At 58.6% G+C, this 26,983-nt stretch carries 28 protein-coding genes and 1 pseudogene; 16 read left to right on the forward strand and 13 right to left on the reverse strand.

Going from position 1 to position 26,983, the window contains the following annotated elements:
• The first annotated feature begins 2 nt into the window (after nt 1-2).
• From DIT71_RS02635 to DIT71_RS02675, 9 genes are read left to right on the forward strand one after another with little or no spacing between them, the layout of a single operon-like run.
• On the forward strand, nt 3-503 hold the full coding sequence (locus DIT71_RS02635) for a Na+/H+ antiporter subunit E (protein WP_114611640.1): 501 nt from the start codon (nt 3-5) through the stop codon (nt 501-503).
• Nucleotides 500-769: a monovalent cation/H+ antiporter complex subunit F gene (locus tag DIT71_RS02640; protein ID WP_114611641.1), complete on the forward strand. Its 270-nt coding sequence runs from the start codon at nt 500-502 to the stop codon at nt 767-769. The genes DIT71_RS02635 and DIT71_RS02640 overlap by 4 nt, the downstream gene beginning before the upstream one ends.
• The gene (locus DIT71_RS02645) at nt 762-1,082 is read left to right on the forward strand and encodes a monovalent cation/H(+) antiporter subunit G (RefSeq protein WP_114611642.1); all 321 of its coding nucleotides are present in this window, start codon (nt 762-764) and stop codon (nt 1,080-1,082) included. The genes DIT71_RS02640 and DIT71_RS02645 overlap by 8 nt, the downstream gene beginning before the upstream one ends.
• Nucleotides 1,075-1,350: a Na(+)/H(+) antiporter subunit B gene (locus DIT71_RS02650; protein WP_114611643.1), complete on the forward strand. Its 276-nt coding sequence runs from the start codon at nt 1,075-1,077 to the stop codon at nt 1,348-1,350. The genes DIT71_RS02645 and DIT71_RS02650 overlap by 8 nt, the downstream gene beginning before the upstream one ends.
• Nucleotides 1,347-2,048: a Na(+)/H(+) antiporter subunit B gene (locus DIT71_RS02655; RefSeq protein WP_114611644.1), complete on the forward strand. Its 702-nt coding sequence runs from the start codon at nt 1,347-1,349 to the stop codon at nt 2,046-2,048. The genes DIT71_RS02650 and DIT71_RS02655 overlap by 4 nt, the downstream gene beginning before the upstream one ends.
• Complete coding sequence (locus tag DIT71_RS02660; RefSeq protein ID WP_114611645.1) at nt 2,045-2,365, forward strand: NADH-quinone oxidoreductase subunit K; 321 nt, start codon at nt 2,045-2,047, stop codon at nt 2,363-2,365. Before DIT71_RS02655 ends, DIT71_RS02660 begins: the two co-directional genes overlap by 4 nt.
• A complete protein-coding gene (locus tag DIT71_RS02665; protein ID WP_114611646.1) occupies nt 2,362-3,831 on the forward strand; it encodes a complex I subunit 5 family protein in 1,470 nt (489 codons plus the stop codon). The genes DIT71_RS02660 and DIT71_RS02665 overlap by 4 nt, the downstream gene beginning before the upstream one ends.
• Nucleotides 3,828-5,324 carry a complex I subunit 5 family protein gene (locus DIT71_RS02670; RefSeq protein WP_114611647.1) on the forward strand — a complete coding sequence of 499 codons (1,497 nt, stop codon included), beginning with the start codon at nt 3,828-3,830 and terminating at the stop codon, nt 5,322-5,324. Before DIT71_RS02665 ends, DIT71_RS02670 begins: the two co-directional genes overlap by 4 nt.
• Entirely contained in the window at nt 5,321-6,814 is a 1,494-nt protein-coding gene (locus DIT71_RS02675; RefSeq protein ID WP_114611648.1) for a complex I subunit 5 family protein, read from the forward strand. The genes DIT71_RS02670 and DIT71_RS02675 overlap by 4 nt, the downstream gene beginning before the upstream one ends.
• Here the strand turns inward: DIT71_RS02675 and DIT71_RS02680 are convergent.
• The gene (locus tag DIT71_RS02680; protein WP_114611649.1) at nt 6,797-8,335 is read right to left on the reverse strand and encodes an FAD-binding domain-containing protein; all 1,539 of its coding nucleotides are present in this window, start codon (nt 8,333-8,335) and stop codon (nt 6,797-6,799) included. The genes DIT71_RS02675 and DIT71_RS02680 overlap by 18 nt on opposite strands.
• Nucleotides 8,332-8,475: a DUF2256 domain-containing protein gene (locus DIT71_RS02685; protein WP_114611788.1), complete on the reverse strand. Its 144-nt coding sequence runs from the start codon at nt 8,473-8,475 to the stop codon at nt 8,332-8,334. Before DIT71_RS02685 ends, DIT71_RS02680 begins: the two co-directional genes overlap by 4 nt.
• A gap of 65 nt (nt 8,476-8,540) precedes the next feature.
• Here DIT71_RS02685 and DIT71_RS02690 point away from each other — a divergent pair, with 65 nt between their 5' ends.
• Nucleotides 8,541-10,229 (forward strand): HAD family hydrolase, encoded by a 1,689-nt coding sequence (locus DIT71_RS02690; protein ID WP_114611650.1) that lies wholly within the window; start codon nt 8,541-8,543, stop codon nt 10,227-10,229.
• 9 nt (nt 10,230-10,238) lie between these two features.
• Here DIT71_RS02690 and DIT71_RS02695 read toward each other — a convergent pair whose 3' ends face one another.
• The gene (locus DIT71_RS02695; RefSeq protein WP_114611651.1) at nt 10,239-11,771 is read right to left on the reverse strand and encodes a cryptochrome/photolyase family protein; all 1,533 of its coding nucleotides are present in this window, start codon (nt 11,769-11,771) and stop codon (nt 10,239-10,241) included.
• A 351-nt stretch (nt 11,772-12,122) separates the two neighbouring features.
• Between DIT71_RS02695 and hemN the strand changes: the two genes are divergently transcribed.
• The 3 genes from hemN to DIT71_RS18075 all read left to right on the forward strand — a co-directional run bounded on the left by hemN (nt 12,123) and on the right by DIT71_RS18075 (nt 15,692).
• Nucleotides 12,123-13,541 carry an oxygen-independent coproporphyrinogen III oxidase gene (hemN, locus tag DIT71_RS02700; RefSeq protein WP_114611652.1) on the forward strand — a complete coding sequence of 473 codons (1,419 nt, stop codon included), beginning with the start codon at nt 12,123-12,125 and terminating at the stop codon, nt 13,539-13,541.
• Between the two features lie 343 nt (nt 13,542-13,884).
• Complete coding sequence (locus DIT71_RS02705) at nt 13,885-15,561, forward strand: sodium:solute symporter family protein (RefSeq protein ID WP_199490932.1); 1,677 nt, start codon at nt 13,885-13,887, stop codon at nt 15,559-15,561.
• Nucleotides 15,558-15,692, forward strand: coding sequence for a putative transporter small subunit (locus tag DIT71_RS18075; RefSeq protein ID WP_227537909.1), 135 nt, complete (start codon nt 15,558-15,560; stop codon nt 15,690-15,692). The genes DIT71_RS02705 and DIT71_RS18075 overlap by 4 nt, the downstream gene beginning before the upstream one ends.
• A 74-nt stretch (nt 15,693-15,766) precedes the next feature.
• Here DIT71_RS18075 and DIT71_RS02710 read toward each other — a convergent pair whose 3' ends face one another.
• Complete coding sequence (locus DIT71_RS02710) at nt 15,767-17,788, reverse strand: methyl-accepting chemotaxis protein (protein ID WP_114611654.1); 2,022 nt, start codon at nt 17,786-17,788, stop codon at nt 15,767-15,769.
• A 289-nt stretch (nt 17,789-18,077) separates the two neighbouring features.
• Between DIT71_RS02710 and DIT71_RS18585 the strand changes: the two are divergent.
• Nucleotides 18,078-18,365 (forward strand): annotated as a pseudogene (locus DIT71_RS18585) (peptidase U32 family protein); the annotation flags it as partial.
• Between the two features lie 20 nt (nt 18,366-18,385).
• On the opposite strand, the gene DIT71_RS02720 reads toward DIT71_RS18585, so the two are convergent.
• The gene (locus DIT71_RS02720) at nt 18,386-18,856 is read right to left on the reverse strand and encodes a cytochrome c (RefSeq protein WP_158538946.1); all 471 of its coding nucleotides are present in this window, start codon (nt 18,854-18,856) and stop codon (nt 18,386-18,388) included.
• Between the two features lie 140 nt (nt 18,857-18,996).
• A complete protein-coding gene (locus DIT71_RS02725) occupies nt 18,997-19,896 on the reverse strand; it encodes a mechanosensitive ion channel family protein (RefSeq protein WP_114611656.1) in 900 nt (299 codons plus the stop codon).
• Between the two features lie 185 nt (nt 19,897-20,081).
• On the opposite strand from DIT71_RS02725, the gene DIT71_RS02730 reads away from it, so the two are divergent.
• Together DIT71_RS02730 and DIT71_RS02735 are read left to right on the forward strand one after the other, a co-directional pair.
• Nucleotides 20,082-20,444 (forward strand): DUF488 domain-containing protein, encoded by a 363-nt coding sequence (locus DIT71_RS02730; protein ID WP_114611657.1) that lies wholly within the window; start codon nt 20,082-20,084, stop codon nt 20,442-20,444.
• Nucleotides 20,445-20,581: 137 nt separating this feature from the next.
• A complete protein-coding gene (locus DIT71_RS02735; RefSeq protein WP_114611658.1) occupies nt 20,582-20,785 on the forward strand; it encodes a YgaP family membrane protein in 204 nt (67 codons plus the stop codon).
• 3 nt (nt 20,786-20,788) lie between these two features.
• Here DIT71_RS02735 and DIT71_RS02740 read toward each other — a convergent pair whose 3' ends face one another.
• The 7 genes from DIT71_RS02740 to DIT71_RS02760 form a co-directional block, all read right to left on the reverse strand.
• Nucleotides 20,789-21,451, reverse strand: a complete 663-nt coding sequence (locus tag DIT71_RS02740; protein ID WP_227537910.1) for a cytochrome P450 — start codon at nt 21,449-21,451, stop codon at nt 20,789-20,791.
• A complete protein-coding gene (locus DIT71_RS18080; protein ID WP_227537911.1) occupies nt 21,420-21,776 on the reverse strand; it encodes a cytochrome P450 family protein in 357 nt (118 codons plus the stop codon). The genes DIT71_RS02740 and DIT71_RS18080 overlap by 32 nt, the downstream gene beginning before the upstream one ends.
• Nucleotides 21,777-21,896: 120 nt before the next feature.
• Entirely contained in the window at nt 21,897-22,610 is a 714-nt protein-coding gene (locus tag DIT71_RS02745) for a succinate dehydrogenase iron-sulfur subunit (protein ID WP_114611659.1), read from the reverse strand.
• A gap of 167 nt (nt 22,611-22,777) precedes the next feature.
• Complete coding sequence (gene hmpA, locus DIT71_RS02750; RefSeq protein WP_114611789.1) at nt 22,778-23,959, reverse strand: NO-inducible flavohemoprotein; 1,182 nt, start codon at nt 23,957-23,959, stop codon at nt 22,778-22,780.
• A 225-nt stretch (nt 23,960-24,184) separates the two neighbouring features.
• Nucleotides 24,185-24,313 (reverse strand): hypothetical protein, encoded by a 129-nt coding sequence (locus tag DIT71_RS18355; protein WP_264756319.1) that lies wholly within the window; start codon nt 24,311-24,313, stop codon nt 24,185-24,187.
• Nucleotides 24,314-24,382: 69 nt separating this feature from the next.
• Nucleotides 24,383-25,042, reverse strand: a complete 660-nt coding sequence (narL, locus tag DIT71_RS02755) for a two-component system response regulator NarL (protein WP_114611660.1) — start codon at nt 25,040-25,042, stop codon at nt 24,383-24,385.
• A gap of 35 nt (nt 25,043-25,077) precedes the next feature.
• On the reverse strand, nt 25,078-26,937 hold the full coding sequence (locus DIT71_RS02760; protein ID WP_114611661.1) for a histidine kinase: 1,860 nt from the start codon (nt 26,935-26,937) through the stop codon (nt 25,078-25,080).
• Nucleotides 26,938-26,983: the final 46 nt, after the last annotated feature.

Consider the following 26,983-nt stretch of genomic DNA (forward strand, 5'->3'; position numbering starts at 1 on the left):
TTATGGCCTTATTCGGAGCTTTCTGCCTGCGGACCGCGGGCCTCTACCTGGTGTGGTGGGTGATGACCGAAGGCGATTCATCAGGGCTAGGGTTCGGCGCGGTGATTGTTGTGCTGGTGGGCCTGCTCTCCTGCAAGCTTTACTCACCCTCCGGCTATGCTCTCCATCCGCTCGCAACCTTGAGATTCGCCGGGTTCTTCATGCTGCGGTCGGTGGTGGCGGGCGTGGATGTGGGACGTCGACTGCTGTCCCCGTCGGTTCCGGTCAATCCGGGCTACCTTACTGTAACAACCAGCCTACCGGCTGGTGGCCCCCGCTGGCTGCTGGCCAATACCCTGTCATTGATGCCGGGCACCCTGAGTGTGCGTTTGCAGGGTGCCAGCCTGGAGCTTCATTGCCTTGATCTGGACCAGCCCATTGACGCAGACGTCCGTTCGGCCGAACGGAAGATTGCCGGGGTGTTCGGCCTGAGACCAGCGGGGGCAGGGGAGACCACGCCATGACCCTGACGCTGAATACGGTTGCCGTGTTTCTTCTGGGTAACCTGCTGGTGGCGTTTGTGCGCATCTGGCGCGGGCCGCATCCCGCCGACCGCATGCTGGCCTCCCAGCTTTTTGGAACCACGGGCGTGGCCCTGTTACTGGTATTGGCGGAAGCCCAGGGTATGCCCTCACTCCGGGATGTGGCACTGATTCTGGCGCTGTTGTCGGTGCTTGCGGTTGTCGGTTTTGTCACCCGACGGGGCCTGAGAGAGAACGGCCATGATTGACTCGGTCATACTGGTTGTCCAGGTTGTGCTCCTGGTGGTGGGGTGCCTGTTCTTTGGCGTGGGCACCCTGGGCCTGTTCCGGTTTTCGGATACTCTGTGCCGCATCCATGCCCTCACCAAGATTGATAATCTGGGGCTCGGGTTTATTGCTCTCGCCCTGTTGCCCCAGGCCTCATCACTGGCAACGGGTCTTAAGGTGGTGCTGATCTGGTTGTTGGCACTGGCAGCCAGTGCCACCTCGGCGCACCTGGTTGCGCGGGCGGTCAGGTCAGGAGATAAGACCGGTACCGGGAGGAAGCGTGGCAATGGTTGAGTGGTTGCTGGACGGGTTGCTGGTAGTGGCGCTGGTGGTAACCGCTGTGGCGGCTCTCTGCTCCAGAGACCTGTTCCGGGCGGTGGTGGTGTTCATCGCTTTCGGCGTGCTGATGGCGGTGGCGTGGGTTCGTTTGCATGCGCCCGATATTGCCCTTGCGGAGGCGGCGATCGGTGCCGGTCTTACCGGTGTTCTGCTGCTGGATGCCGTCAGTCACCTTGGCAGCAAACGACTCCGGGCGCAGCAGCAGGGAGACGGTCGACAATGATCCGGAGTTTGCGAGCGCTGGCTATTATTGGCGTATGCCTTGCCTTCACCGGTGTGCTGGCGAGCAGCATCTGGACCATTTCCGGCAACCCCGCCCCGGTGGACCTGGCGCAACTGCTGTCTGAAAATCTCGATCGCAGCGGCGTGGAGCACCCTGTCACCGCCGTATTGCTGAATTTCCGCAGTTACGACACCCTGCTGGAGATCGGTGTGCTGGTCATTGCCGGCATTGCCGGTATCTCGATGGCAAAAACCGCATCCTTGGAAGACCCGCAATTGTGCACCTCGGACTCGTTGCTCTATGCGTTGCAGCGCTGGTTCGTGCCGCTGATGCTGGTACTGGCGGGGTACCTGTTGTGGGCCGGTGCCGATCGCCCGGGTGGCGCATTTCAGGCTGGGGCGGTGCTCGCTGCCACCGGTGTATTGATGCGCCTTGGGGGCAGCCCCATGGCGTTTCTCCGCCCGGGCCTGCTGTTGCGATTGGGCCTGGCACTGGGTTTTACGGTATTTCTGCTGGTGGCGGTGGCCAGTGCCATCGGGGGCGAGGCCTTTCTGGCCTACCCGCCGGGAATGACCAAAACCCTGATCGTGGTTATCGAATCGGTGCTGACCCTGTCCATTGCCATGGTGCTGCTGGCGCTGTTCGTGTCAGCTCCGGTCAATGATGCCGAGGATCCCGAAGAGGGCTCGTCGTCATGACAGCGTCACTGCTTTATTCGTTGGCGGGCGCCATGCTGTGTGGCATCGGCCTGTTCGGGCTGTTGTGGTTGTCGCATCTGCTCCGCAAGCTGCTGGCCTTCAATATCATGGGGTCCGGCGTTTTCCTGGTGATGGTCGGACTGCCCCAGCATCAGGGTGGGCCGGATCCGGTGCCCCAGGCCCTGGTGCTTACCGGTATTGTGGTGGCGATCGCCGCTACTGCATTGGCCGTGGTGCTGATAAGACGCTATTACCATCTGTCCGGAATGACCAGTCTTGAGGGCGAGCGCGCTTCCCGGGAGGGTGGTCCGGAATGACGCTGTGGTTGATGGCAGGGTTGCTGTTCACTCCGCTGGCCTGGGCGGTGCTCACCCTGCTGATGAACTTCGCCTGGGGTCGTCTGGTGACCTGGGGCGGCATTGTGGTTCAGGTTCTGGTGTCGCTCGGGCTATGGCTGATCGTCTCCCGGGACGGGGGCTTCTATTATGGCCTTGGGGGCTGGCAGGCACCGCTGGGCATCGAACTCCGTGTGGACGGGCTTGCCGTTACCTTCGTGTTGCTCACGGCCGTGGTGGCCAGTGCCTGTGGCCTTCACGCCGGGGTCTACATCGATCCCGACAAGCCCTGGCACCGTTACTTCTGGCCCCTGTTCTGGTTTCTCTGGGCCGGGCTGAACGCAGTATGGCTGGGAGGGGACTTGTTCAATCTTTATGTGGGGCTGGAGCTGATCAGCCTCTCTGCGGTTGGCCTGGTGGCGCTGGGAGGCAAAGCCGGGGCGCTGCGGGCGTCGATCAGATATCTGCTGGCGGCCTTGTTGGGTTCCCTGGCCTATCTGCTTGGCGTGGCGTTGATCTACGGGCAGTTCGGGACCCTGTCCATTGCCGGTGTCGTTTTTCGGCTGGAAGAACACGCTGTGCCGGCAGGGTCTGGCTTGGCGCTTGCCTTGATGGTTACTGGCCTGGCCCTGAAGACGGCTCTGTTTCCTCTGCATCGCTGGCTGCCGCCGGCCCATGGCATTGCCAAATCCCCGGTCAGCGCGTTGCTGTCGGCACTGGTGGTCAAGGCCTCTTTTTATATTGCCGCAAGGTTATGGCTGGAGCTTGGCGAGCCCCTCGGTAGCCTGGCAGCGGCCCAGCTGGTCGGCCTGCTGGGAAGCGCGGCGGTGGTATGGGGCAGCTGGCTGGCATGCCGCCAGCTGGAGCTGAAACAGGTGGTGGCCTATTCTTCGGTGGCCCAGATCGGTTACCTGTTTCTGTTGTTCCCGCTGACCTACTCGGTATCTGAGTCGGTATCCTTGCAGGCCCAGCAAGGCGTTACCCTCCAGGTGATCAGCCATGCTCTGGCCAAGGCTGCCATGTTCCTTGCCGCCGGCAACCTTATCCTTGCCACCGGCAGTGCCCGCGTGGATGCGCTGACTGGCGTCAGCCGCTTTCTGCCGTTTTCGCTGTTTTCCTTCGGCCTCGCCGGGGTGTCGCTGATGAGCTTGCCCCCGTCCGGCGGGTTCGCCGCCAAGTGGCTGCTGCTGCAGGCCAGCCTGGGCAGTGGCCAGTGGTGGTGGCTGTTGGTGTTGCTCGCGGGCGGTCTGCTTTCAGCGGCGTATGTGTTCCGGATCTACCGCGCATCATTTCTGGAAAGCTTGGAGACGGATGAGTTCTACCATCCGCCCAGAAGTCTGGAAGTCATACCGATGGTTCTGGCGCTGATGGCCATCGGGCTTGGACTGGTGTCCGCGGAAGTGCTTTCGGTAATGGCGTTGCCGTTCGAAGAGGAGGGCTCGCCATGACGTTGACTGCCTGGATACCGCTGTTTGCCCTGATGACATCAATGATTGCCTCGGTGGTCATCTTCGCCCTGCCGGAAAAGGGGTACCGCTTGCGGACGGGAGTGAACCTGGGCGCCGCTCTGGTGAAACTGGCGTTGGTGGTGGTGATGGTCTGGGGCGTGTTCCGCGGCGTGGACTATGGGTTGAGCTTTACCATGGTGCCGGGTGTAACGTTTGTGCTCAGAGCCGATGCCTTCTCATTGATGTTTGCGGGGCTGTCCTCGGTGCTCTGGCTGCTGACCACCATCTACGCCGTCGGGTATCTTGAGGATTCCCCCAACCGCAGCCGCTTTTTCGGGTTTTTCAGCCTGTGCGTGGCCAGCACCATGGGCATTGCCCTGGCAGGCAACCTGTTCACTTTCTTCCTGTTCTACGAAATGCTGACGCTGTCCACCTATCCGCTGGTGGTGCACCGGGGTACCGAAAAAGCCCTGAAAGCGGGGCGAACCTACGTGATCTACACGCTGACCGGAGGCGCCGTGCTGCTGCTGGCGATTGCCTGGCTGCACGGGGTGGCGGGCGATCTGCCATTCCGTGAGGGTGGCCATTTCACCGATGCCGATCCCGACATTCAGGGTTCGCTGATCCTGATTTTTATTTTGCTGGTGGCCGGGCTGGGGGTAAAAGCGGCAATATTCCCCCTCCATGGCTGGCTGCCCCAGGCGATGGTGGCGCCGGCCCCGGTCAGCGCCCTGCTTCATGCCGTGGCAGTGGTGAAGGCCGGCGCCTTTGGCATTGTGCGGGTGGTTCACGATATCTATGGTGTTGAGGCTTCAGCCGCGTTGGGGCTGCTGGCACCGCTGGCCTGGCTGGCGGCCTTCACCATTCTTTATGCGTCCGTTCGGGCCCTGTGGCAGCGTGATCTGAAGCGCAGGCTGGCATTCTCCACGGTAAGCCAGGTGTCCTACATCATTCTCGGAATTTCCCTGTTTGGGCCGGTCGCAGCCGTCGGCGGGCTGGTGCATCTGCTACACCAGGGCATCATGAAGATCACCCTGTTTTTCTGTGCCGGCAATTACGCGGAAACCCTGGGTATTCACCGCATTGATGAAATGGATGGTGCCGGGCGACGCATGCCCGGCACCTCCCTGGCCTTTACTATTGGTGCCTTCGGCATGATTGGTGCGCCGCCGCTGGCGGGTTTTATCACCAAATGGACCATGGGCAGCGGAGCATTGGCTGCCAATATGGATTGGGTGATCGCCGTGCTGGTGGCAAGCAGCCTGCTCAATGCTGCCTATTTTCTGCCAGTCCTGCATCGGCTCTGGTTCCGCGAGCCGGCAGCAGGCTGGCCCCATGAACGCCGCTGGGGACGTCTGGAAACCAGTGCCTGGCTGTTCTGGCCGCCGTTGCTGACCGCCGTAATGACAGTGATGGTCGGTGTTCTGGCCTCGTTGCCGTTCAGCCCACTGTCGTGGGCTGAGCTGATTGTGCTGCGGGAGTATTCGTCATGATGTCCGCCGAGCCGGTTCTGGTGCTGCTGGCGGTGGGCGTGCCATTGCTGTATCCGGCAATGGCTCTGCGTTCGGCCTGGCAGAGGGCAATGCGTTTCGCGCTGCCGCTGTTGCCTGTGCCAGCACTGATGCTGGCGGTTGCTACCGATCCTGGCTGGCAACTGGAGCTGCCATGGCTGCTCAACGGCGGGCTGTGGGCGATGGATGAACTGCGCCGGCTGTTCCTGCTGCTGACGGCGTTGCTGTGGACGGTCGCGGGCATCTACGCGGTGGGCTATCTGGCGGCTCACCATCTGCGGCGGTTCTGTGTGTTCTGGGGGCTGACCCTGGCGGGAAATCTGGGCCTGACGGTGGCCGTGGATATTGGCAGCTTCTACAGCTTCTTCGCGTTAATGACCTTCGCCGGCTATGGCCTGGTGGTGCACGAAGGCACAGGCGAGGCGAGCTACGCCGGGCGGGTTTATCTGGTGATGGCGGTGTTGGGGGAAATGGCCATTCTTGCGGGATTGCTGTTGGCCTCTGCGGCCGCGGACAGTCAGCTGCTGACGGACTTACCGCAAGCCATTGCCGGCTCGTCCCGCAGGGATCTGATCATCGGGCTGTTAATAGCCGGTTTCGGTGTTAAAGCCGGTTTGCCGTTACTGCATTTCTGGCTGCCACTGGCGCATCCGGTGGCACCCACACCCGCCAGTGCCGTTCTCAGTGGTGCGATGATCAAGGCCGGGTTGCTGGGGTGGCTGGTGACGCTGCCATTTGGTGAAACCGCCCTGCCGGGGTGGGGTGCGGTAATGATTGTGGCCGGGGCCCTGGGCTCAATCGGTGCCGCGGTACTGGGCGTGTGCCAGCGGCGGCCAAAGGCGGTACTGGCCTATTCCAGTGTCAGCCAGATGGGGCTGATAGTGTTGATGGTGGGTGCCGCTCTGGCAGACCACGGGCGCGCACCGGTCCTGCTCTCCATCATTGCCCTGTACGCGCTTCATCATGGTCTTGCCAAGGGCAGCCTGTTCCTGTCTGCGGGGGTGTCGCTGCCGGCAGGAGCAGCTCGCCGGGCCGCTGTCTGGCTGTTGATTACCGTGCCGGGCCTGTCGCTGGCCGGGTTGCCGTTCACCAGCGGAGCGCTTGCCAAACTGGCCATGAAAGAAAGCCTTCTGGAAGAACAGCTGGAGTTTGCCCTGGCCGGTTACCTGTCCCCGCTAATGACTGCCGGGGCGGTGGCCACCCTGTTGCTGGTATTGCGGTATCTGTGGACACTCACTGGCAACCTCGAAAGCGGCCGCAACCCGCCGATGCTGGCGGCAGGGTGGCTGGCGGCGGTGGTCGTGAGCCTTGTCGCCTTCTGGTGGATGCCCTGGAATGTTGAAGGGCTGGTCAAGCCACCGGTGTGGTTGCCGGCAGCGTACCAGGTGTGGGCACTGGCATGGCCAATGCTGATCGCCGTTGCTCTTGCCCTGCTGGCCCTGGTTGCAAGCCGGCTAGTCAAACAGCGATAGCTGGCCGTTTTCGGCATCCCGGGCCGCTTTTGTGGGTTTTCGGGGCAGCGAAGGTCGCTTCTGTACAGGTCCCTTGCGACTGCCATGGCGCTCCAGCACGCGGGCGGTTTCTTCCTGGCTGACATGCTGCGTGCGAAAATCGCCCAGCGCCTTGCGAGCGGCCCGGGCCGCCTGTTCGTGGTCGCACACCGGAGCGATGTAAGTGTTACCGCCGAAGCGCCCCTTCTGGGCCGGTGTCATCAACCAGGGCGTATGGATCATCTCTGCGGGTACGCCGGCCAGTTCCGGAATCCAGCGGCGGATAAATGCCCCATCCGGGTCCAGCTTGCGGCTCTGCAGCACCGGATTGTAAATGCGCAGGGCGTTGATGCCCGTCAGGCCGGACTGCATCTGGGCCTGGGGATAGTGGATGCCGGGTTCGAAATCGGTGAACTGGCGGGCCAGGTGCAATGCCGGCTCTCGCCAGTGCAGCCACAACTGGTAGCTGGCCACTGCCATCAGCATCGCCCGCATGCGGAAATTGATCCAGCCGGTGTGGTGCAGGGCGCGCATGCAGGCATCCACCAACGGCCAGCCGGTCTGGCCCTCCTGCCAGCGTTGCAGTCGCTCGGAATCGTTGGGGGAGGATTTGAGGCCTTCCAGCTCGCGGTGCATTGCACGGAATTCCAGTTCCGGTTCGTCTTCCAGTTTCTGGATAAAGTGACAATGCCAGTGTAACCGCGAGCGGAAACTGGTCAGGCTTTTTTTCTTTCGGGGCAGGGTGTTGCGATGGTCTCCGGTGGTCTTCGACCATTGATAGATCTCCCGCAGGCTGACAGTGCCATAGGCAACATGGGGGCTCAGACGCGAGCATGCCCTCACGGCGGTCAGCGGGCTGGAAATATTGTACTGGTAACCGATGCAGCGCTGCTCCAGAAACGATGCCAGCAGTCTGTCCCCGCGGGTGCTGCCTCCGGTCTGCCGGTCAGGGCATAGGTCCCTCTCGGTAAACGCCGGGGTTACCTCATCGGGTTGGGCTGTCCAAGTCAGGTCAGAAGCGGGAACGGACGCCGGAGAGCCCAGGACCGGCCGGCCCATCAGGTTCGCCCATGCCCTGTCCCAGACATCCCGGTCCGCGAGGCGACGGACCACCCCGAACTGGTTCCATTCCCGGTATTCCACATTGTTTTCACTGCACCATCCGATCACCGAGCGGTCCCGCTCAAAGGTCCAGTGACCGCCGGTTTCCTGGTGACAGAATACTCTTGTCAGATTATGGTGGGCTTTCAGTTGCCGAAGGACCGCGGTAACCGAACCCCTGCGGACGACCAGCCGATTTCCGGCCTGTCGCAGTTGCCGGTCAAGATCCTGCAGCGACTCCTGGATGAACGCCCACTGCCTTTCGCCGGTATCCGGAAGCTGCCAGTAATCATCCTCAACGACGTACAGTGGGATCACCGCTTCGCCAAGCCTGGCGGCGGCTGCCAGTGGCTCGTGATCACGTGTTCTCAGGTCCCGCTTGAACCAGACGACGGTGGTCATCGGGCCGGCCTCCCGGCGCGGCGGCAGCGCTCGCTGCAGTAGCGGACGTTAGGCCAGTCCCTTGCCCACTTCTTGCGCCAGGCAAAGGGGCACTCACAGACCGGGCAGGTTTTTTCAGGCAGGTGAGGTTTTTTGTGCATCTGGTCCAAATAGTTTTTACTGGGTGTGAATACCTTTACGTTTTCCATGCCATGAGGGATTGTTGATGGCCCGATTCAGTGATGGGTTGCCGGCACCATCGGTGCTTTTGTTCGACTGGCACGGCACCCTGGTGGACACCCACGATGCCATGTTCAGTGCCATGGAGGATATGCTGCCGCAACTGGAGGATCTGGGGCTGGTGGACCGGCTGTTGCCGGAGGATAAATGCCGCACTGCTGACGATGCCCGCCTGGTGCGCTACATCCGGATTTTCCGGCGGTTACATCCGCGTATCCTGGCGGAGCGCCGCGTTTCCCGCACCGATATCTTCAACGCCATCTTCGGTGATGATAAACAAGCCAGGCTGATCGCCCATGAGGCCTACAACAACTGCTACCGCAAGTATTTTGGCAAGGTGAAGCCCTTCCAGCAGGGCGCCTACGAATATCTCACGGCCCTGAAAGCGATGGGCATCCAGCTGGCGGTATCCACCAATCGCAACCGTGAGTTCCTGGACAGGGAGCTGAAAACCGTGGACGAGGGGCGGTGGCAGAATCTCTTTGATGTCACGGTCTGCGCCGACGACGTTACCGAGTACAAGCCTGATCCGGAAGTGATCGTCCGCGCCCTGGAGAAGCTGGATCTACCCGCAGACGGGCGCGCCTGGTACGTGGGCGACAGTTATGTGGACATGCTCACAGCCAACCGCGCCGGTGTTTCCGGTGTGTTTTATAACGGTGCCTGCTGGGAGATGGAGCGAATTGACAGCTGGTTCAGCCGTCGTGATGCCCCGGCGGCGATCCTGGACAGCTTTGAGGATCTGATCAACCTGCTGGCGCTGCTGGAACGGCAGGAGCCCGAGGCTTTCCGGGCAACCCCCGCGGAAGTCCGGCCACGCCCCTATCCCCGCCCGGAGCCACCAAAGCCCCGTATTGAGCCTGACTGGCACCCGGCGGTAGTCAGCCTGATTCGTCCTTCGGTGGTGTTATTCGACTGGCATGCGACACTGGTGGACACGCTGGATGCCATGTACCACGCGGTGGATGACATGTTTCCGGAGTTTGAGGAACTGGGCCTGGTCGATCGCATGCTGGCGCCGGAGGACAGCAAGACCCCGGAGGACGCCCGCCTGGTGGCTTATGTTCGTGAATTTGCCAGGCTGCACCCTAAAGTCCGAGCGGATCGCAAGATTTCACGCACGGACATTTTTGAGGTTCTGTTCGGTGAAGACCAGGAGGCGAAACAGGTTGCCCACAAGGTGTTCAATCGCCACTACCGGGAACACTACGGCACGGTCAAGGCGTTCGAGCCCAAAGTGCGGGCGGTGCTTGAAGGTTTGCGCCGCATGGGTATCCAGGTGGGTGTCATCACCAATCGCGACCGTGAGTTCTTCGAGCACGAGCTCGCTGCGGTGGACGATATCGGCTGGACCCATCTGTTCGATGTGGATGTCTGTGGTGATGATGTGCCCCTGAGAAAACCCCACCCGGACCAGCTATATCTTGCGGTACAGAAACTGGATTATCCCCCGGACCCCAGTGTCTGGTACGTGGGTGACAGCACCACCGATGTGATTGCCGCCAAGCGCGCCGGTATGACGGCGGTGTTCTTCAACGGCGCGCAATGGGACCTGCCCTGGTTGAATCGTATTTTTCCCGGCACCCACAAGCACCCGGACAAACCCGACGTGGTGGTCAATGACTTCTCGGAGTTCTGGGCACTGGTGCTGGCCTGCGAAGTCGGCCCACCGTGAGCACCGCGGTCAAAGCTGCTCCAGGTGTATCAACAGGTCATCGGCACGCTTGAGCAGCGCCTCGCGCCGCTCCGGCTTTTGCTTGTCCCAGTTCCTGTACATCATGCCCATCCGCGGGTTGCCGGCGAAATCATCCCGGTGACGGTCGATGAAATGCCAGTACAGCGCGTTGAATGGACAGGCATCGGCTTCCGTGGATTTGTTGACCTTGTAATGGCAGTTGCTGCAGTGGTCCGACATCCGCTGGATATACTTGCCGCTTGCCGCATAGGGCTTCGAACCCAGGTAGCCGCCATCGGCGTGCATCACCATGCCCAGCACATTGGGTAACTCGACCCAGTCATAGGCATCGGCATACACCGCAAGGTACCAGTCACAGATCTCCTCGGGCCTGACGCCGGCCAGAAGCGCGAAGTTGCCGGTGACCATCAACCGCTGGATGTGATGGGCGTAGGCGTTGCGGCGGGTGGCATCAATGGCCTTGTGCATGCAGCGCATCTTGGTGTCACCGGTCCAGTAAAACCAGGGCAGGGAGCGGGTATTGCCAAGCCGGTTTTCCTCCGCATAGCCCGGCATATTCATCCAGTAGATCCCCCGCACAAACTCCCGCCACCCCAGGATCTGCCGGATAAACCCTTCCACCGCATTGATCGGCGCTCGCCCCGCATGCCAGGCCCGGGCAGCCGCTTCGCAAACAGCGAGTGGGTCCAGTAGGCCACAATTGATGTAGGGGGACAGAATGGAATGGAACAGCCAGTCCTCGTCATCGGACATGGCGTCCTGGAAGTCGCCAAAGCAGGGCAGGGCGAAGTCAATAAAGTAATCCAGGGCCCGCTCAGCGTCCTTTGGCGTTACCGCAAAGTGAAAGTCCTCCGTGGTGCCGAAATGATCGGGAAAATGCTCCTCCACCAGGTCAATCACCGCCTGCGTCACGTCATCAGGCTCCACCCGGAACGGGGCGGGGGCTGCCGGTTTGCCCGTCCACTTGCGGCGATTGTCGCCATCAAAGTTCCACTGCCCACCCTCGGGCTTGCCATCAGAAGTCATCATCAAACCGGTTTTTCGCCGCATTTCCCGGTAAAAGAACTCCATCCGCAGCTGCTTCCGGCCCTCGGCCCAATCCACGAATTCCTGCTTGCTGGCAATAAAACGGGAATCCGGGCGGATCTCCACCGGCACCTCAAGCCGTTCATGCCACTGACTGATCTGCTCATGCAGCCGCCACTCGCCGCACTCGGTGGTAATCACTCGATCCGCGCCGGTCTCGTTGAGCTGGTGGGCGACGACGGCCTCCAGGCTCTGCTCGTGATTGTCCGGATGGTAGGCCTGGTAATGCACCTGCCAGCCATCCGCCTGCAACCGCTGCGCGAAATGGCGCATGGCACTGAACAGCAGTACGATTTTCTTCTTGTGGTGGTTGGTATAGGTGGCTTCGTCATGGACCTCCGCCATCACGATCCGGTCCCGTTTTCGGTCAGCGTCTTCCAGTGCGCTTATATCGGGGGTCAGCTGGTCACCGAGAATCAGAATCAGGTTTGGCATGGCAAAGGGTAGGCTCCGTTTTTGGTTTGCGGCTTTGCAGAACAGTCAGGTAAGCGGAGGGGGTGCCCTGCCAAAATCGTGCGTAGCCATGGATGGCGGAGCCGAGCGTACAGGGACGTATTCACAGCGTATTTTGGCAGGGCACCCCCTCCGCTTGCCGGGCGCCAAACACCATATACTCCCCAAAAGAGGTAGCAAGGATACGCCAAGAGCCCAAGGGTGGTTCATCAAGGGGGCTGGTAAACTGAAACCATCGTTCAGCTGACCCGCATCAAAATGCGAAGCGCCGGAATGTCCTAGGATGTCGACATTATCCGGATGCCCCCTGTTTTCGACACCAGAGCTCGTATTATGACTGCCACCGCCACCTTGCAAACCACCGAATCCACACTGCCGGAATTCATCTGGGACGAAGCGCTGATTCGCCGCTATGACCTTAGCGGCCCGCGCTATACCTCTTACCCGACGGCAGTGGAATTCAACCAGAATTATCCGGTGGAAGATATGGTAAAGGCAGCCGCTCGCAGCAAGGCCAGCGGCCGGCCATTGTCACTCTATACGCATCTGCCGTTCTGCGCCCACCTCTGTTACTACTGCGCCTGCAACAAGGTGATCACCAAGAAGCGCGACAAGGCCATGCCCTACGTGGAGCGGCTACTGAAGGAAGCCGCGATCCAGTCCCGGCTGTTCGGTGCGGACCGGCCCGTGAAACAGTTGCATTGGGGTGGCGGCACACCCACCTTCCTGCCAAAGGAGGTCATGGAACACCTGATGGCAGGCTATGGCGAACTGTTCAACCTTCAGACCGGTGACGATCGGGATTACAGCGTGGAGATCGATCCGCGGGAAGTGGACCAGGACACCCTGCCGACGCTCTGGGATCTGGGGTTCAATCGCATCAGCCTGGGTGTGCAGGATGTAAATCCGAAGGTTCAGAAAGCCGTTAACCGCATCCAGCCCCGGGAAATGACCGAGGCCGTGCTCAACGAAGCCCGCCGCCTGGGCTTCCGCTCCATCAACCTGGATCTGATCTACGGACTGCCGCACCAGACCCCGGAAAGCTTCGCTGAAACCCTGGAAGCGGTGATCGAGATGTCGCCGGACCGGCTCTCGGTGTTCTGCTATGCCCACCTGCCGGACCGGTTCTATCCGCAGACCCGTATTCTGTCGGAGACGCTGCCCACGCCCCAGCAGAAACTGACTATCCTGCACAACACCATCAATCGCCTTCTGGAGGCAGGTTACGAATACATCGGCATGGACCACTTTGCCAAGCCGGACGACAGCCTCGCCGTGGCCCAGCGGCAAGGGCGGCTGCACCGGAATTTCCAGGGTTATACCACCCACTCGGACTGCGACCTGGTGTCCCTGGGTGTGTCCGCGATCGGCCAGACCGACGATGCCTACTTCCAGAACAATCATGACTTGCCTTCCTGGGAAACCGCTATCGATGCCGGCCAGCTCGCCATCACCAAGGGTGTGAACCTGAGCCGGGACGACCGTATCCGCCGCTGGGTCATCGGCCAGCTGATCTGCCAGTTCCGGCTGGACCGCCAGCAGTTTGCCAATGAGTGGGGGGAGAATCTGGATCGCTACTTCACCGATGAACTGAACCGCCTGAAGCCGATGATTCAGGATGAGCTCATTGCCGATGATGGCACTGCATTGCAGGTCCAGCCCGCCGGCCGGCTGCTGATTCGCGCCATCTGCCAGATTTTTGATCTGTACCGGAAGGAGGGTGCCAGTCAGCGGTTCTCGCGGATCATCTGACCTGCTTTTGCCAAAAGCCACCTGTATTGCATGCTAATATTTCGCCCTCTAACCACTGGACTCCAGGTGAGTTCTTGCGTACTGTCATGCGCTCTCTCACCTGGCTTGCGGTTTTCTGGTCAAGAGGATAAAAATACTTTGACATCTAACAATTCTTGCGGGCTTTTGCCCCATCTAAGCTTCCCTTAGCGACCTCAAACCTCTCCAGCGGTGGCTGTTCTGCGCGCGCCTGAATAGCCGCACCGCCTGAATGCGATGTTTTCCGACACCTGCCCCTGACGGCCGAATTCCAGATGATTCGGGCCACTGGCGGCTGTTTGTTGTTTTGAAAAGAGGTTGTGACTTGAACGACACCGGCTTTACCGAATTCTCCACAGTGACTGTATTGTTGCTGCTTGCCGCCTTCTATGGCGGCACCTACCTGCTGACGCTGCTGATCCGCAAAGACAGGGAAGACACCTCCGGTTTTATGGTCGCGGGGCATCATGTCGGCTTTGGCATGGGCGCAGCGAGCATGACTGCTACCTGGATCTGGGCCGCCTCCTTCTATGCCGCGGCCACATCCGGGTATACCTACGGCGTGTCCGGGCCTATTCATTACGGCCTCTGGGGCGCCCTGATGATTCTGTTCATCTATCCGTTTGGTCGCCGATTTCGCCAGCTTGCGCCCAATGGCCACACCCTGGGTGAGTTGATTCACGCCCGCCATGGCGCCTCCAGCCAGTTGATTCTGGCAGGCTCCAATATTCTGGGGAGTGTGATCAGTCTGATGGTGAACTTCACGGCTGCCGGTGCCCTGGTGTCTGTGCTTTCCCCCTTATCGTTCGAAACCGGTGTGATCGTTGCCGGTATCGGTGTGCTGGCTTACACCCTGACCTCCGGCTTCCGGGCCTCGGTGTTTACGGATTTTGCCCAACTGGTCGCACTGATGGCCATTGCCATCATTATCATTCCTGCCGTGCTGTTCTCAGCCGGTGGTACGGAAGTGATGGTCGATGGCCTGAGCCGTATGACCGACCAGCAGGCCAGCCTGTTTTCGGTGGACGCCATCATGAACCAGGGGGCGCCTTTCTTCGTGGCCGTTCTCGCCTACGCTATCGGCAACCAGACTATCTCCCAACGCCTGTTTGCGGTTCGTGAAAAGCACATCAAATCGACGTTTGTGACAGCCACTATCGGCTACGGCGCCATTGTTATCGGCCTTGGCATGATTGGCCTGATGGCGCTGTCTGTGGGCATGGAGCCGATCGATGGCAACATGAACAACCTGATCCCCCAGATGGTGTCCACCTATCTGTCGCCCGTCTTCGTGGCCCTGTTTTTCATTCTGGTGATCGGGTCCCTGTCTTCCACCGCCGACTCGGATTTGTCTGCACTCTCGACCATCGTAATGGCGGACGTGTATGGCAAGAATATCGCCAGGAATAATCCCGATCCCAAAGTGATGATGCTGGTCGGACGTATCACCATGGTTGTCGCCACGGTAGCGGGACTGGTGTTCGCCAGTTTCTCTCTCGATATCCTGGTGATGCTGGTGTTCGTGGGTGCCCTCTGGGGGGCCATTGTGTTCCCGGTCATCGTCAGCTGTTACTGGGACCGGGTCACCAATGCCGCCTTCACCTGGTCTGTGGTGGTGGCCATGGCTCTGTTCTGTATCGCGCGTTTCGAGTTATTGGAAATGACCGGATTCACGGTGCTGGCGTTTGAGGTATTGGCGTCTGTTGGCGGTGCTGTGGTCATCGGCATGATGGTATTCGGCTTCTTTGGCCGCGCGGCCGGGCTTGTGGCCGGTTTGATCACGCTGGTTGCCATGCTGGTTTTCGCCACCGGTTTCCTGCGGGATTACATGGTGCTGGTGGCTTCTCTGACAGCCTATGGTGCCAGTGCGGTGGTCTGTACCGCCATGACGTTGACCAGCAATGAGCGTTTTGATTTCGACCTGATCAGAAAGCGGGTCGATGACTACGATGACGCGGGTATCGAAGACGATGCCGCAATGATTCCGGAGGGTGCAAAATGACCAACGAACTGATTTATGGAGCCTACATACTGATCTGGCCAGCAATCACGTTTGTTGTGCTGGGTGTCATTTGCCGGGCCGTAGCCCGTGACGTTCGAAGGGCCCGGAAGTCAGATGAAGATCTCATCTGATCGGGCTGGCTGAGCAGAAATGCCTGAGCCCTGAAAGCCCGGCACCTGTCGCCGGGCTTCGGTATGGACGCTGTTCAGGCGGGCACTTTGAACTCATTGGCCAGGTCCTGGAGCTGGCGTGCAAGCCGCGCCTGTTCCCCGGTTACCTGGGTAATTTCCTGGGAGCCGGTCAGCGTCAGGATTGCTGCCTCACTGACAGACTCCATATTACCCGCGAGCTCCCGGGTCACTGACACCTGTTCCTCAGAGGCCGTGGCAATCTGGGAAGCCATGTCAGAGATGCTGTTTACGTCGCTGAGTATATCGGCAAACGTCTGCTCCAGTTCCGATGCCTGCTCACTGGTTTCATTGGCCAGTTTGTGGCTGGCGGTGATGGAACGGCTGGCGCTGTCGGTGATGTCTTTGAAGCCGTTGATAATGCCTTCAATCTTGGTTGTGGACTCGTGGGTCTGACGCGCCAGGGTACGTACTTCGTCGGCGACCACTGCAAAGCCACGGCCATGCTCGCCGGCCCGTGCAGCTTCAATGGCAGCATTGAGGGCAAGCAGGTTGGTCTGGTCGGCCACCTGACGAATCACATCCACCACATCGCTGATTGAGGTGCTGCGGCGTTCCAGCTCCTCGATCACCTCGTTTACCTCCTGCACCGAGGTAGCCAGAGAGCGGATTCTGCGCACACTGCCGTGCAGGACTTCTTCGCCCGCGCGGCTCTTTTCCATGGCGCTGCCGGCTGCATCGGCTACCTGTTGGGTATTGCGTGAGATTTCCTCGGATGTGGCAGACATCTCTTCGGTTGCTGCGGCGACCTGCTCAATCTGTTGCTGTTGATTTTTCACCTGGCCGGCATTCTGGTCGGCGGTGGAACTGGTCTCTTCGGTGGCGGTTGCCAGCTGGACACTGGCCTTGTCGATGTGCTGAAGGGCACTGCCGAAACGGCCGAACAGCTCGTTGATGGCCTTGCCAATAGTGCCCACTTCATCGCTACTGGATATGGAAACCTGGCGGGTCAGATCCTTGTTGTCCATGGCAAACCGGACGGCCGCAAGCAAGTCGGCGACCTGACGGCTGATGGCGCGAATGATAAACACGGTCAGCACCAGGACGCCAAGAATGGCAGCCAGGGCAATGATCGAGGCGGTAACCAGCTCACCGCGGGCGTCAGCAACCCCCCTGTCGGCCTGCGCCAGTATTTTTTCCAGCTCGTCCGATCGGGTCTGGTTAAGACCCTCGATACGACGGGTGGTGGTTGCAAACCACTCCGGCGCATCCAGTGCGTACAGGCCGGAGGGGCTGCTGAACAGGGTTTCGCGCATTTCCACAAGGTCACGGCTGGCTGCCGTTTGCCCGAGGTTTTTGAGGGCGGTGGTCAGTGGGGCTTCTGAAGAAAGCATGCTCAGGGCCTGATTGAGGTAGGCCTGCTGCTGTCCGCCGAGGTCGGCGATCTGTTGAATCGAAGGCAGGTCGAAGTCACCGCTGCGAATCAATGAAGCACCCGCCGCACGCTCGCGGCCAGCACGCTCGGTGGTTTCTGCCAGGGCATAGTAGGCGTTGACTTCCCGGGTCAGGCCCGGGTCGGTTGAGCGGCGGATAATCAGCGGAATTCGCTCCACCAGCTCCATGATAAGCGCGGTATAGCGCTTGGCCGATTCGGCTGCGGCGATGCTCCGCCTGTCGACCGACTCTCTGAGTGAGTCCAGGTTTCCAAGCGCCTGCTGCACAGAACGGATGTTGTCATCGACGCTGTCGTCAAAGGTTGCCTCCAGCCTCAGAGTATTCAGCTGTGCGTCATACTCTCGCAGGCGGGTATCGGTTTGTTGCCGTTGCACCCCCAGATCCCGGTTTGCCTGTTTGGCAATCTCGGTTCCCGCCTGGCTGGCAAAAGCCACAGCCGACCGGCCGCGTTCCTTCTGCAGGGTTTCGATCAGCGGGTCACCGATATCTGCCAGCTCCACCATGGTGCGCAATTCCCGCATGTTGCCAAGTTCATCGTAGCTGGTGGTGATGGAGTCCATCGCAAAGTAGGCGATAACAACAAGCGCTGGCAAAACCAGTGCCAGTAGCTTGCCACGCATGGAGAGATTGTTGATCAGGCTCATGGTCCATTCTCTTCTGTGAAACGTGGGCCCATTGTCCGGAACAATCGGAGCAGGTGGTATTCACGTGAGTGGGTAGCTGTGGTGGTAGTCACTGGCAGGTAAGTCTTTGTAATTAAATGTTAGCTGTATGATTTGAAACCAGAAACCAGTGCCTAGGTAATCCTGCGTAGGGTACTCACAAAGGGGTGGGCTGGCGTTGTTGATCCTTAGGACCGCACGCTGACAATGGTCAAGGCGCTCCCTGCGCGGGTGGCGGTATGGTGTCCGCACTCTTGCAGTGGAGATAGCCATGGAGCTCGTATGCCCGGCTGGTAGTTTGCCAGCCCTGAAAACCGCCGTGGACAATGGCGCTGATGCAGTCTATTTCGGCTTCCGTGGCAGCACCAACGCCCGCCAGTTTGCGGGGCTGAATTTCAATGACAAGCGTGCCGGTGAAGGTATCGAATACGCCCACTCCAGGGGCAGCCGTGTTTTCTGTGCCATCAATACCTATCCACAGCCGGATGGCTGGGAGCAATGGAAAACGCCAGTAGATCGCGCTGCAGGCCTGGGCGTGGATGCCATCATCCTGGCCGATTCATGCCGTCGAGGAGCCGATCAGTCCTTGACGGATTTAACGTCAGGGAAACGGTCAGACACGTACTTGCTGTGGCACTGAATACAGTTGCCTGTCATTTTGCTGAACAGTCTGTGCTGTTCTTTGGTGTCTTCGTTTCTACCAGCTTCTGCCAGTGAAGCTGCGAGCTTGTGAAACTCCTTGTCCAGTTTGATAAAGCCCTTCGGAACAGCGGACATCAGGTCTTTGCGGTCCTCCTCCGTCAGCTCCTGTTGCAGGATAAAGCTGTCATGAATCTGTTGGGCATTCTCTGCAACAGCCTCATGCTGGCCCATAACCATGGCGGAATGAATGGAAGTCATGCCCCCCTGTACCGCTCTCATTTCCTGCTGAAGCAGTTGGCTCAGTTTGTCAGTGAGTTCGGGGGTGACAGGTTCCGCGGCGAGGGAGCTGGTTGAGATTGTCAGGCCCAACAATACGGTAGCCAGGAATTTTCCGGTTCTAGCTGTCATTTGAATAATTCCTTTTATTTGCAGGTTTAAAAACACCATAGCAGTGATGCTACTTGCTGTCAGGGATTGGCACTAGCATCAGCCGCGGAATGCCCGGATAGTGGACAACGAAGTCGATTTCAAGATTGTTTTGAGCCGATTTACTTTTGCGAGGTTCTGATGTCGAAGGGTTTGCTGGCATCGCCCATGTAAAGTGTGCGATGAGGAAAGGGAATTTCTACACCTTGATCGTCGAATGCTTTCTTGATGCGACGAAGGAATTCCCGACCAAGTTCCCATTGTTTGATGGGCGTGGTTTTCAAGCGCCCTTTGATGACCACGGCAGAATCGCCAAATTTATCCACCCCGAACAGCTCCGGCAATTCATCCAGCATAAAGCGCCCGTAGGCAGGGTCTGCTTTCATTTCCGCGCCAACCTGGTTGATGATAGCCACGACCCTGTCCGTGTCTTCCTTGTAGGCCACTCCCAGCTCAAACACGTACGCAGACCATTCACGTGTCATATTTGCCATGGTTGTGACGCTGCCATTGGGGAAAATGTGCACGGTCCCGGATAGATCCCGGAGAATGATAGTGCGGAAGTTGATAGCTTCAACCAGGCCGCCGGTGCCGTTAACCATGGCGACATCACCAACACGGACCTGATTTTCCAGGAGGAAGAAAAAACCGGAAATGAGATCCTTCACAAGGCTCTGTGCCCCGAAGCCTACCGCGAGGCCAATGATGCCGGCGCCGGCCAGGAGCGGCGTAATGTCAATGCCAGCCTGTCTGAGAATCAGCAGGACCACAATTATCCAGAGAACCAGGTAAATGCCCTGGCGTAAAAGCCGGATAAGGGTGTCGATGCGCTTGGCCGACTCGGTTAGCGGCTCGCCTTCTTTACGGGTGCGAAGTGCCAGTTGACGTTCGAGGCGATGCAGGCCCCGGCGGAGTAGGTACAATGCAATCCAGGCAGCTACCAGGATGACCAATATCCGAAGTCCTGCGGCAAGGATGTTGTGCCAACTGATGGTGGGCAGGGAATTGACGAGAGCGTCCATTTCATCCTCCTGATGATGATAAGTCCGGATGTATCCCTCGAAAGACTGTTATTCGATCACATCGCTTATGAACAGACTTGTCAAGAACTGTAAGTGCTGACCATAGCTGACCTGGCGCTTTGCGGGCATGGAATTCAGGGAGTAACCTCGGACAATACATTCGCACAGAAAGGAGGGAGGGAATTATGGATATCCGCCTTAAACGGGCCTATGAAGCCCCCGCCCGCTCGGACGGCCCGCGGGTACTCGTAGACCGCATCTGGCCCCGGGGTGTGGCCAAAGAAGATGCCGATATCGCCCACTGGCTAAAAGGGTTGGCACCGTCCACTGAATTGCGGAAATGGTTCGGCCACGATCCGGATAAATGGTCGGAGTTCCGGGAACGATACCTCAGCGAGCTAGCCACGGAAGACGCGGTTGAAGATCTTGAGAAACTCAAAAACCTGGTTGAAGAACACAACCGGATTACCCTGGTGTTCGCGGCAAAAGATACCAAACATAACAATGCGGTAGCGCTACGGGATTTTATTCTGAATAACCGGCTATGAAACTGATGCAGCCGCTGTAAGGCAGTGTTTCGACCGGATCATTTTTTCGCGTCCATGTGTGTAAATCATGATTTAAGTCATTGCTGAGCGGAGCATATTCATTGAAGGTATATCGATATTCCATAAAGGAGGTCGTTATGACAGTTAATGAAGGTCTTCGGCTGATAGCCGGTGTGTTCACGCTGATTTCCATTCTGCTGGCTCACTATGTAAGCCCGTACTGGCTTTTCTTTACCGGCTTCATTGCCCTTAACCTGATCCAGTCCTCCTTCACCAAATGGTGCCCGGCTATGGTGATTCTCAAGAAGCTGGGTTTCAGGGAAGAAAAACCGGTTAACTGACTCCTATCCTTGACGTTTCCCGATGATCATTGGCAGGTAACTTAAGCCGCCGGTCGGGAAAGCTGCCCGCTCAGGCTGCTCATCGGGCGCAGGTTCCAGGGTGTCGACAGCGGCCAGAAATTCCTCCATCAGAACCCTCAGCTCCATCCTGGCAAGCGGTGCACCGGGGCAGACGTGAACGCCAGCACCATAAAGCAGATTCTGGTCACGGTTCTTCTTTGGGCAAAACGCATCCGGGTCACCGAAGACCCTCTCGTCACGATTAGCGGATGCCCACAAAATGGTGATTTTCTCGCCTGCCGGAATCCGCCTTCCTCCAATCTCCACATCCCGGGTGCTGACCCGGCGGTTGGACATCAGAGGCGCGTCCATGCGCAGTATTTCATCGATAGCGTCCGGCAACGCAGAGTTGTCATTGGCAAGGCTTTGCCTGAGATCCGGATGTTCAGATAGGTAGTTAACAACAATCGATACGCTGGCGCTGATTGTGCCCAGTTCACCGACAGTCCAGTTGCGCAGAAGGCTTGTGAGCTCTTCATCGGTCATGGGGCGCCCATTGACGAGTTCTTTCATCAACAACGTAGTGACGTCCATGGGAGCGTTGGCTGCGGCGCGGCGTCGGGTTTCCAGCAAATCATAAATATAGCCATCGAATTCTATTGACAAGGTGATGGGCAATGCTGCGACAGGCCGGCTCGAATTCACTCATGGCCTGTTGCGAGAAATAAGGCTCGATTACCTGCCGATAGGGGGTGTGGTCAGGTGGGTCCATGCCATTGGGGACGGAAAGATGGTTTGATGCCGCACTGCTGAAGGTCTGGTGATCTTCCAGTACTCGCATAACATCGCCATGTCTGAACAACGTCCAGTGCTGGTAGTCGCTCCAGGCGACCGGACACTGGGCACGCATGGTATCGTAGGCCCGTATCTGGCCACCCAACACTTCGTCGCTTCGAGGGTTCCAGTCAGGTTTGCGCGGATCCTCTGTCATTACTAATCCTCGGGAAGAAAACAGGTTCTGCCAGATTAACAGGGAGCCACATTGTCTTCTTGAAGATAAATCAATTGGTACCTGGTTAAACACTGCAAATCAGTGAACCGGCAAGGGCAATCAGATCTGTTCCCGGAGCAGCATGGCCTTGATATGACCAATGGCTTTCATGGGATTGAGGCCCTTGGGGCAGTACGCTGTGCAGTTGCCAATGCCGCGGCAGCGAAATACGCTAAACGGGTCTTCCAGCTTTTCCATGCGTTCGCCGGTGGCGGTATCCCGCGAATCCACAAGGAACCGATACGCCTGCAACAGCCCCGATGGCCCGATGTATTTCTCAGGATTCCACCACCAGGACGGGCAGGCGGAGGTGCAGCAGGCGCAGAGGATGCACTCGTATAACCCGTCCAGCTTTGCGCGGTCCTCCGGGCTTTGCAGCCTTTCAATTGCCGGGTCCGGCATATCGTTGATCAGCCAGGGCATAACGCGCTCGTACTGTTTGAAGAACAGTGACTGGTCAACCGCCAGGTCCCGGATCACCGGCATGCCCGGAAGTGGCCGGATTTCCAGAACATTTTTTTTACCCAGGGCATCCGCTACGTTGGTAATGCAGCCCAGGCCATTACGGCCGTTAATGCTGAGCCCGTCAGAGCCACAGACCCCTTCGCGGCAGGAGCGCCGGAATGCCAGGGTAGTATCACGGGTTTTCAGATGCTCCAGCACATCCAGCACCATGCGGTTGCGGAACTCATCACCAACCTCGAAATCCTGGCTGTAAGGCACACGATCCTGTTCCGGATGATAGCGATATAGTCTGACTATAAAACCACTCATAGCAGTGGGCTCCCATACGTTGACCGGATGCAGCTGCACTTAAAAAGGCGTATTCAGTATGAAGGTTAGCAGATAGTTCACAAAAGGATATCATGAAGTGTTGAAATGGCACGGGAGATATTGATGGATCAAATCGAATGCCCCCGGAAAAGTCCAGGGGCCAATCATCAACTGGCCCCGAGAGTTTCCAAAGGCCCAAAGAACTCGTAGCGGATTTGCCTTTCCGGTATCCCCAGATCCGAGGCAATGCACCAGACAGATTTCATGAACGGCTTTGGTCCCAGAAAATAGAGGTCCACATCGCGATCCTCTGGTAACAGTCGGGTCAGCTTTTCTTCATCGATGAAGCCTTCGGAATCGGCACGGTCATGGGGCAATGGGTCGCTGTAGATGTAATGGGGTTGGATGTTTTCATTCTCGATAGCCAGCATGTCAACGTGGTCGCGGAAGGCGTGGACCCGGCTGTTCAGGGCACAATGGATGAACTGGATATCGCGGCCGCTGCTGGCAGCCGCATCCAACATACTGATTGCCGGTGTAATGCCGACACCTGCGGTCAAGAGTACAAGTGGTCGTGGACTTTCGGTCAGTGTGAATTCCCCCGACGGAGGTAGCAGATCCAGTTCCGTGCCGACCTCGATATGGTCATGCAGGTAATTTGATGCAATGCCCCCCGGTTCACGTTTGACGCTGATCCGGTAGTGATTGGACCCGGCTCCGCCGGACAGCGAGTAGGTGCGCCGTGATGGCTGGCCATCGATATCCAGCAGGACGGTAATGAACTGACCGGGCTGGAAATCCATGATTTTCCCATCATCCACGGGTTCAAGGTAGAAAGAGGTAATGACCGAACTCTCAGTCTCTTTGCGCGCAACCCGGAAACGGCGTGGGCCACGCCAGCCGCCCCTGCGATTTTCCCGCTCCTGGTAAATGGACTCCTCGGCCCCGATGAGAAGATCGGCCAGGTGCTGGTAAGCCTCTGCCCAGGCGCTCATCACTGGCAGGGTAGCCGCATCGCCCAACACATCTCCGATGGCCTTCAGCAGACACTCGCCGACAATAGGGTAGTGCTCGGGCCGAATATCCAGTGCGACGTGTTTCTGGATAATATTGGGCAGTGCTCCTTCCAATGCCTGCAGGCGGTCAATGTTTTCCGCATAGGCAAGGACACTGTTGGCCAATGCCCGGGGCTGGGTGCCCTGGGCTTGGTGAGACTGATTAAAGTAGGCCTTCACTTCAGGGTAATCCCGGAACATAACCTGATAGAAATGAGTGGTTATGGTTTCGCCGTGATCCCGCAATGCCGGAACGGTGGCTTTAACGGTTGCTATGGTTTCTGCTGTGAGCATTAAGGCCTCGAAAATACAGGTCAATGACTAGAGGTGTGCCCCTTTGGGAGCGACAGGCAATGCCGCATTCGTACGTTGACTGCCAGCGCGGTATCTGGAATGCAAAGCACTGAGGGGATGTTATTAAGATGTATAGAATATACGTCTTATAGCGGAATATGTCAAAGCAATGGAAGATACCGGCCAAAGCGAATTGTATGGGGAGAGTTTTGCGTGAGCAGCAGATCAGTGATGGAGCAATGGTGGTGGCTGACGCATTGCTGGCTCACCGGGCAGATACTCCCTGAGCACCGCCAGGGATTGATCAAGAAGCGGGCTGTTCAGCGTTGCAATGGGGGGCAGGTTAAAGGCCATGGCTTACTCCGAGACGGTCAGAAACCTGCCCAGAGTATCGGAAGCCATGGTGGATTGATTTGATATAACTCAGCCCTTGTGCAGGCCTTCCTCTACCGCCCATACCGCGACTTCCACGCGGGAGCGCAGGTTCAGTTTCTTCAGCAGGTGCTTCACGTGCACCTTGACGGTGCCATCGCTGATGTCCAGCTTGCGGCCAATCATTTTGTTGGACAGGCCTTCGGCAATCAGGCGAAGGATGTCTTTTTCCCGTGGGGTCAGGCTGTCGAAGTCAGGGCGTGAGGCCTGTTGTGGTTTCTGGGACCGTAGCGCCTGGGCCAGCAGCGCAGTCAGGCGGTCACTGATCACCATCTTGCCAACGGCAGCCTCGTGCAACTGTCGGATCATGTCCTCCGGTTCCATGTCCTTGAGCAGGTAGCCGTCGGCTCCCGCTCTCAGGGCTGCGACCACGTCGTCTTCATGGTCGGACACCGTGAACATGATGATGCGGGAGCTGATACTTTTTTCCCGAAGCTTTTTCAGGGCCTCGATACCGTTCATTTCCGGCATATTGAGGTCCATCAGGATCAGGTCGGGCTCCAGCTCCTGTGCCAGGCGGATACCGTCAACCGCGTTGCTTGCCTCGCCAGCCACCTGCATGTCGTCTTCCATTTCGATCAGTTGTTTTATGCCCTGACGAAGCAAAGGGTGATCGTCAATCAACAGGATGCTTGCGGGTGAGTCAGACATGGTTCCTCTCATAATTTGAAGTAGTGTTGCAACGCTCAGCCGCTCGCGGCTGCGGATGTGATCAGGTGCCTGCTCTTGGGCACGAAGCTCAACGTGACTTCCACGCCGCCACTGTCACGGTTGATAACGTTGACTTTGCCGCCCAGAGTGCGGGCCCTGTCCTGCATGATTATCAGGCCATAGTGCTGTGCCGGTTGCTCCCCGGGCGGCAGCCCCCTGCCATTATCGAGTATTCTGACCTGTACCCGGGGAGATTCAAACATCACCTGCACCAGAATCTCCGATGCCTCAGAGTGTTTCACCGCATTGGCCAGGCCTTCGCGAACGATCTGCAGGGTGTGAATTTCCTCATTGGGAGACAGGGTTTGCGGGGGCAGCCGGTATTCCAGCCGCACCTCGCTGCCCAGCCGTTCAGAGAACTCCCGCACGGTCTGTTGCAGAGCTGTAGCCAGGTCGGGGGTGTCCAGTTTCAGGCGGAAGGTGGTCAGCAGCTCCCGCAGTTGACGGTAGGCGCTGTTCAGGCCGGTGCTCAGCTCTTCCAGAATGTCGTTATGGATTTTTTCATGTTCCCCGGTGATCGCCAAACGGCGCAGTCGTGCCACCTGCATCTTGAGGTATGACAGGGACTGGGCCAGGGAATCGTGGAGTTCCCGCGCGATCACCGTGCGCTCTTCTGCCAGCGTGAGTTGCTGCTCCTCGGTAATCTGCCGCTCCAGGAAAATTGCCGTGGCCAACTGGTCGCTCAGGGTTTCCAGCAGGCGGCGGGCAGTCTGGGAGAGCCCCTTGCTGGCGGGATACCAGACTTCAAGCGTGCCCAGCAACTGTCCGGGTGTGCGAATCGGCAGCAGTAGTCGCCGGCCGTCGTTATCCTCCGATGGCAGCTCATCGAACACCTCCGGGGTCACCAGGCAGGCATTGCAATGGTGATCCTTGCAGTAGAAGGGGCGGTCTGTGGTTGAGGTGGTAATGGCCTCTACCGGTTCGCTGGAATTCTTGTCATGGAGAAACAGCCGTATGGGGCCGATGCCAAGCAGTTGCTCAAGGTCCTGAAGCATGGGAATGGCCCCATTGCACAGGTCATGATTGGCAAACAGGGAGCGACTGGAGGAGTGGAGCAGTTCCAGGGCAGCATGGCTCTTTTCCAGTTCACGGGTTTTCGCCATGGCTTCTTCTTTGAGTTCGCGATAGCTCAGGGCCAGCTCGCTGGTCATCTGATCAAAGGCCATGCCCAGCTGAGAGAGCTCATCCGAACCTTTAAGATTGGCCTTGCGCGAAAAATCCTGTTCACCCACTGCGACGGCGATGTTGACCAGTTTGCGGAGGGGGAGAAGCACCCGTTTCTTGATGTCGAGGAACAGCCCGAAAATAATCAGAATCGAAAACACCAGGCTGATGATCTGGATCAGATGCAGCAGGTCGACGCGAGCCTCGGTCCGGTGCTCCAGCATGCTGACCAGTTCATCGGCTTCTGCCACATAGAGCTCGGTAGCAGTGATGAGCTCCTGGGTCACGCGCGTGCTGTTTGGCGCGCTGGCAACCAGTGCCGGCCGGAGCTCGTTCTGCCAGAGGGATTCCATGGCCTGGTGCTGTCGCTTCAGGGGGTGGTCCGCGGCATCGGGAATGGCCTGGTTGAACCCGGGATGGGCCATGCGTGCCTGGTAGGTTTCCAGCCTGGTCATGAAGGTGGTGGCGTGGTTCTCAGCGGAGTCGGCGGCAGAGCGGGCAAGCAGTTCATAGGCGCCCATACGCAGTGAGCCGGCCACGTTGATGGCTGTGGCATTGCCCTCAATGCTGCGTGAGACTCCGAGGGTGGTCGCCATACTGACCATGGCGGTCAGTACGACAGCGCCAACAACAATGGCTATGCGTTTAACAAGGGGACTGTTAGGTGTCATCTGATTTCTTCGTCGGGAACAACAAATATGAAGGCGATTGTGACCT

Source organism: Marinobacter vulgaris, assembly GCF_003344045.1.
Classification (GTDB): domain Bacteria; phylum Pseudomonadota; class Gammaproteobacteria; order Pseudomonadales; family Oleiphilaceae; genus Marinobacter; species Marinobacter vulgaris.

Coding starts and splice junctions, on each gene's coding strand:
- DIT71_RS02635 (WP_114611640.1), top strand. CDS start 3: ATGGCCTTATTCGGAGCTTTCTGCCTGCGGACCGCGGGCCTCTACCTG.
- DIT71_RS02640 (WP_114611641.1), top strand. CDS start 500: ATGACCCTGACGCTGAATACGGTTGCCGTGTTTCTTCTGGGTAACCTG.
- DIT71_RS02645 (WP_114611642.1), top strand. CDS start 762: ATGATTGACTCGGTCATACTGGTTGTCCAGGTTGTGCTCCTGGTGGTG.
- DIT71_RS02650 (WP_114611643.1), top strand. CDS start 1,075: ATGGTTGAGTGGTTGCTGGACGGGTTGCTGGTAGTGGCGCTGGTGGTA.
- DIT71_RS02655 (WP_114611644.1), top strand. CDS start 1,347: ATGATCCGGAGTTTGCGAGCGCTGGCTATTATTGGCGTATGCCTTGCC.
- DIT71_RS02660 (WP_114611645.1), top strand. CDS start 2,045: ATGACAGCGTCACTGCTTTATTCGTTGGCGGGCGCCATGCTGTGTGGC.
- DIT71_RS02665 (WP_114611646.1), top strand. CDS start 2,362: ATGACGCTGTGGTTGATGGCAGGGTTGCTGTTCACTCCGCTGGCCTGG.
- DIT71_RS02670 (WP_114611647.1), top strand. CDS start 3,828: ATGACGTTGACTGCCTGGATACCGCTGTTTGCCCTGATGACATCAATG.
- DIT71_RS02675 (WP_114611648.1), top strand. CDS start 5,321: ATGATGTCCGCCGAGCCGGTTCTGGTGCTGCTGGCGGTGGGCGTGCCA.
- DIT71_RS02680 (WP_114611649.1), bottom strand. CDS start 8,335: ATGACCACCGTCGTCTGGTTCAAGCGGGACCTGAGAACACGTGATCAC.
- DIT71_RS02685 (WP_114611788.1), bottom strand. CDS start 8,475: ATGCACAAAAAACCTCACCTGCCTGAAAAAACCTGCCCGGTCTGTGAG.
- DIT71_RS02690 (WP_114611650.1), top strand. CDS start 8,541: ATGGCCCGATTCAGTGATGGGTTGCCGGCACCATCGGTGCTTTTGTTC.
- DIT71_RS02695 (WP_114611651.1), bottom strand. CDS start 11,771: ATGCCAAACCTGATTCTGATTCTCGGTGACCAGCTGACCCCCGATATA.
- hemN (WP_114611652.1), top strand. CDS start 12,123: ATGACTGCCACCGCCACCTTGCAAACCACCGAATCCACACTGCCGGAA.
- DIT71_RS18075 (WP_227537909.1), top strand. CDS start 15,558: ATGACCAACGAACTGATTTATGGAGCCTACATACTGATCTGGCCAGCA.
- DIT71_RS02710 (WP_114611654.1), bottom strand. CDS start 17,788: ATGAGCCTGATCAACAATCTCTCCATGCGTGGCAAGCTACTGGCACTG.
- DIT71_RS02720 (WP_158538946.1), bottom strand. CDS start 18,856: ATGACAGCTAGAACCGGAAAATTCCTGGCTACCGTATTGTTGGGCCTG.
- DIT71_RS02725 (WP_114611656.1), bottom strand. CDS start 19,896: ATGGACGCTCTCGTCAATTCCCTGCCCACCATCAGTTGGCACAACATC.
- DIT71_RS02730 (WP_114611657.1), top strand. CDS start 20,082: ATGGATATCCGCCTTAAACGGGCCTATGAAGCCCCCGCCCGCTCGGAC.
- DIT71_RS02735 (WP_114611658.1), top strand. CDS start 20,582: ATGACAGTTAATGAAGGTCTTCGGCTGATAGCCGGTGTGTTCACGCTG.
- DIT71_RS18080 (WP_227537911.1), bottom strand. CDS start 21,776: ATGACAGAGGATCCGCGCAAACCTGACTGGAACCCTCGAAGCGACGAA.
- DIT71_RS02745 (WP_114611659.1), bottom strand. CDS start 22,610: ATGAGTGGTTTTATAGTCAGACTATATCGCTATCATCCGGAACAGGAT.
- hmpA (WP_114611789.1), bottom strand. CDS start 23,959: ATGCTCACAGCAGAAACCATAGCAACCGTTAAAGCCACCGTTCCGGCA.
- DIT71_RS18355 (WP_264756319.1), bottom strand. CDS start 24,313: ATGGCCTTTAACCTGCCCCCCATTGCAACGCTGAACAGCCCGCTTCTT.
- narL (WP_114611660.1), bottom strand. CDS start 25,042: ATGTCTGACTCACCCGCAAGCATCCTGTTGATTGACGATCACCCTTTG.
- DIT71_RS02760 (WP_114611661.1), bottom strand. CDS start 26,937: ATGACACCTAACAGTCCCCTTGTTAAACGCATAGCCATTGTTGTTGGC.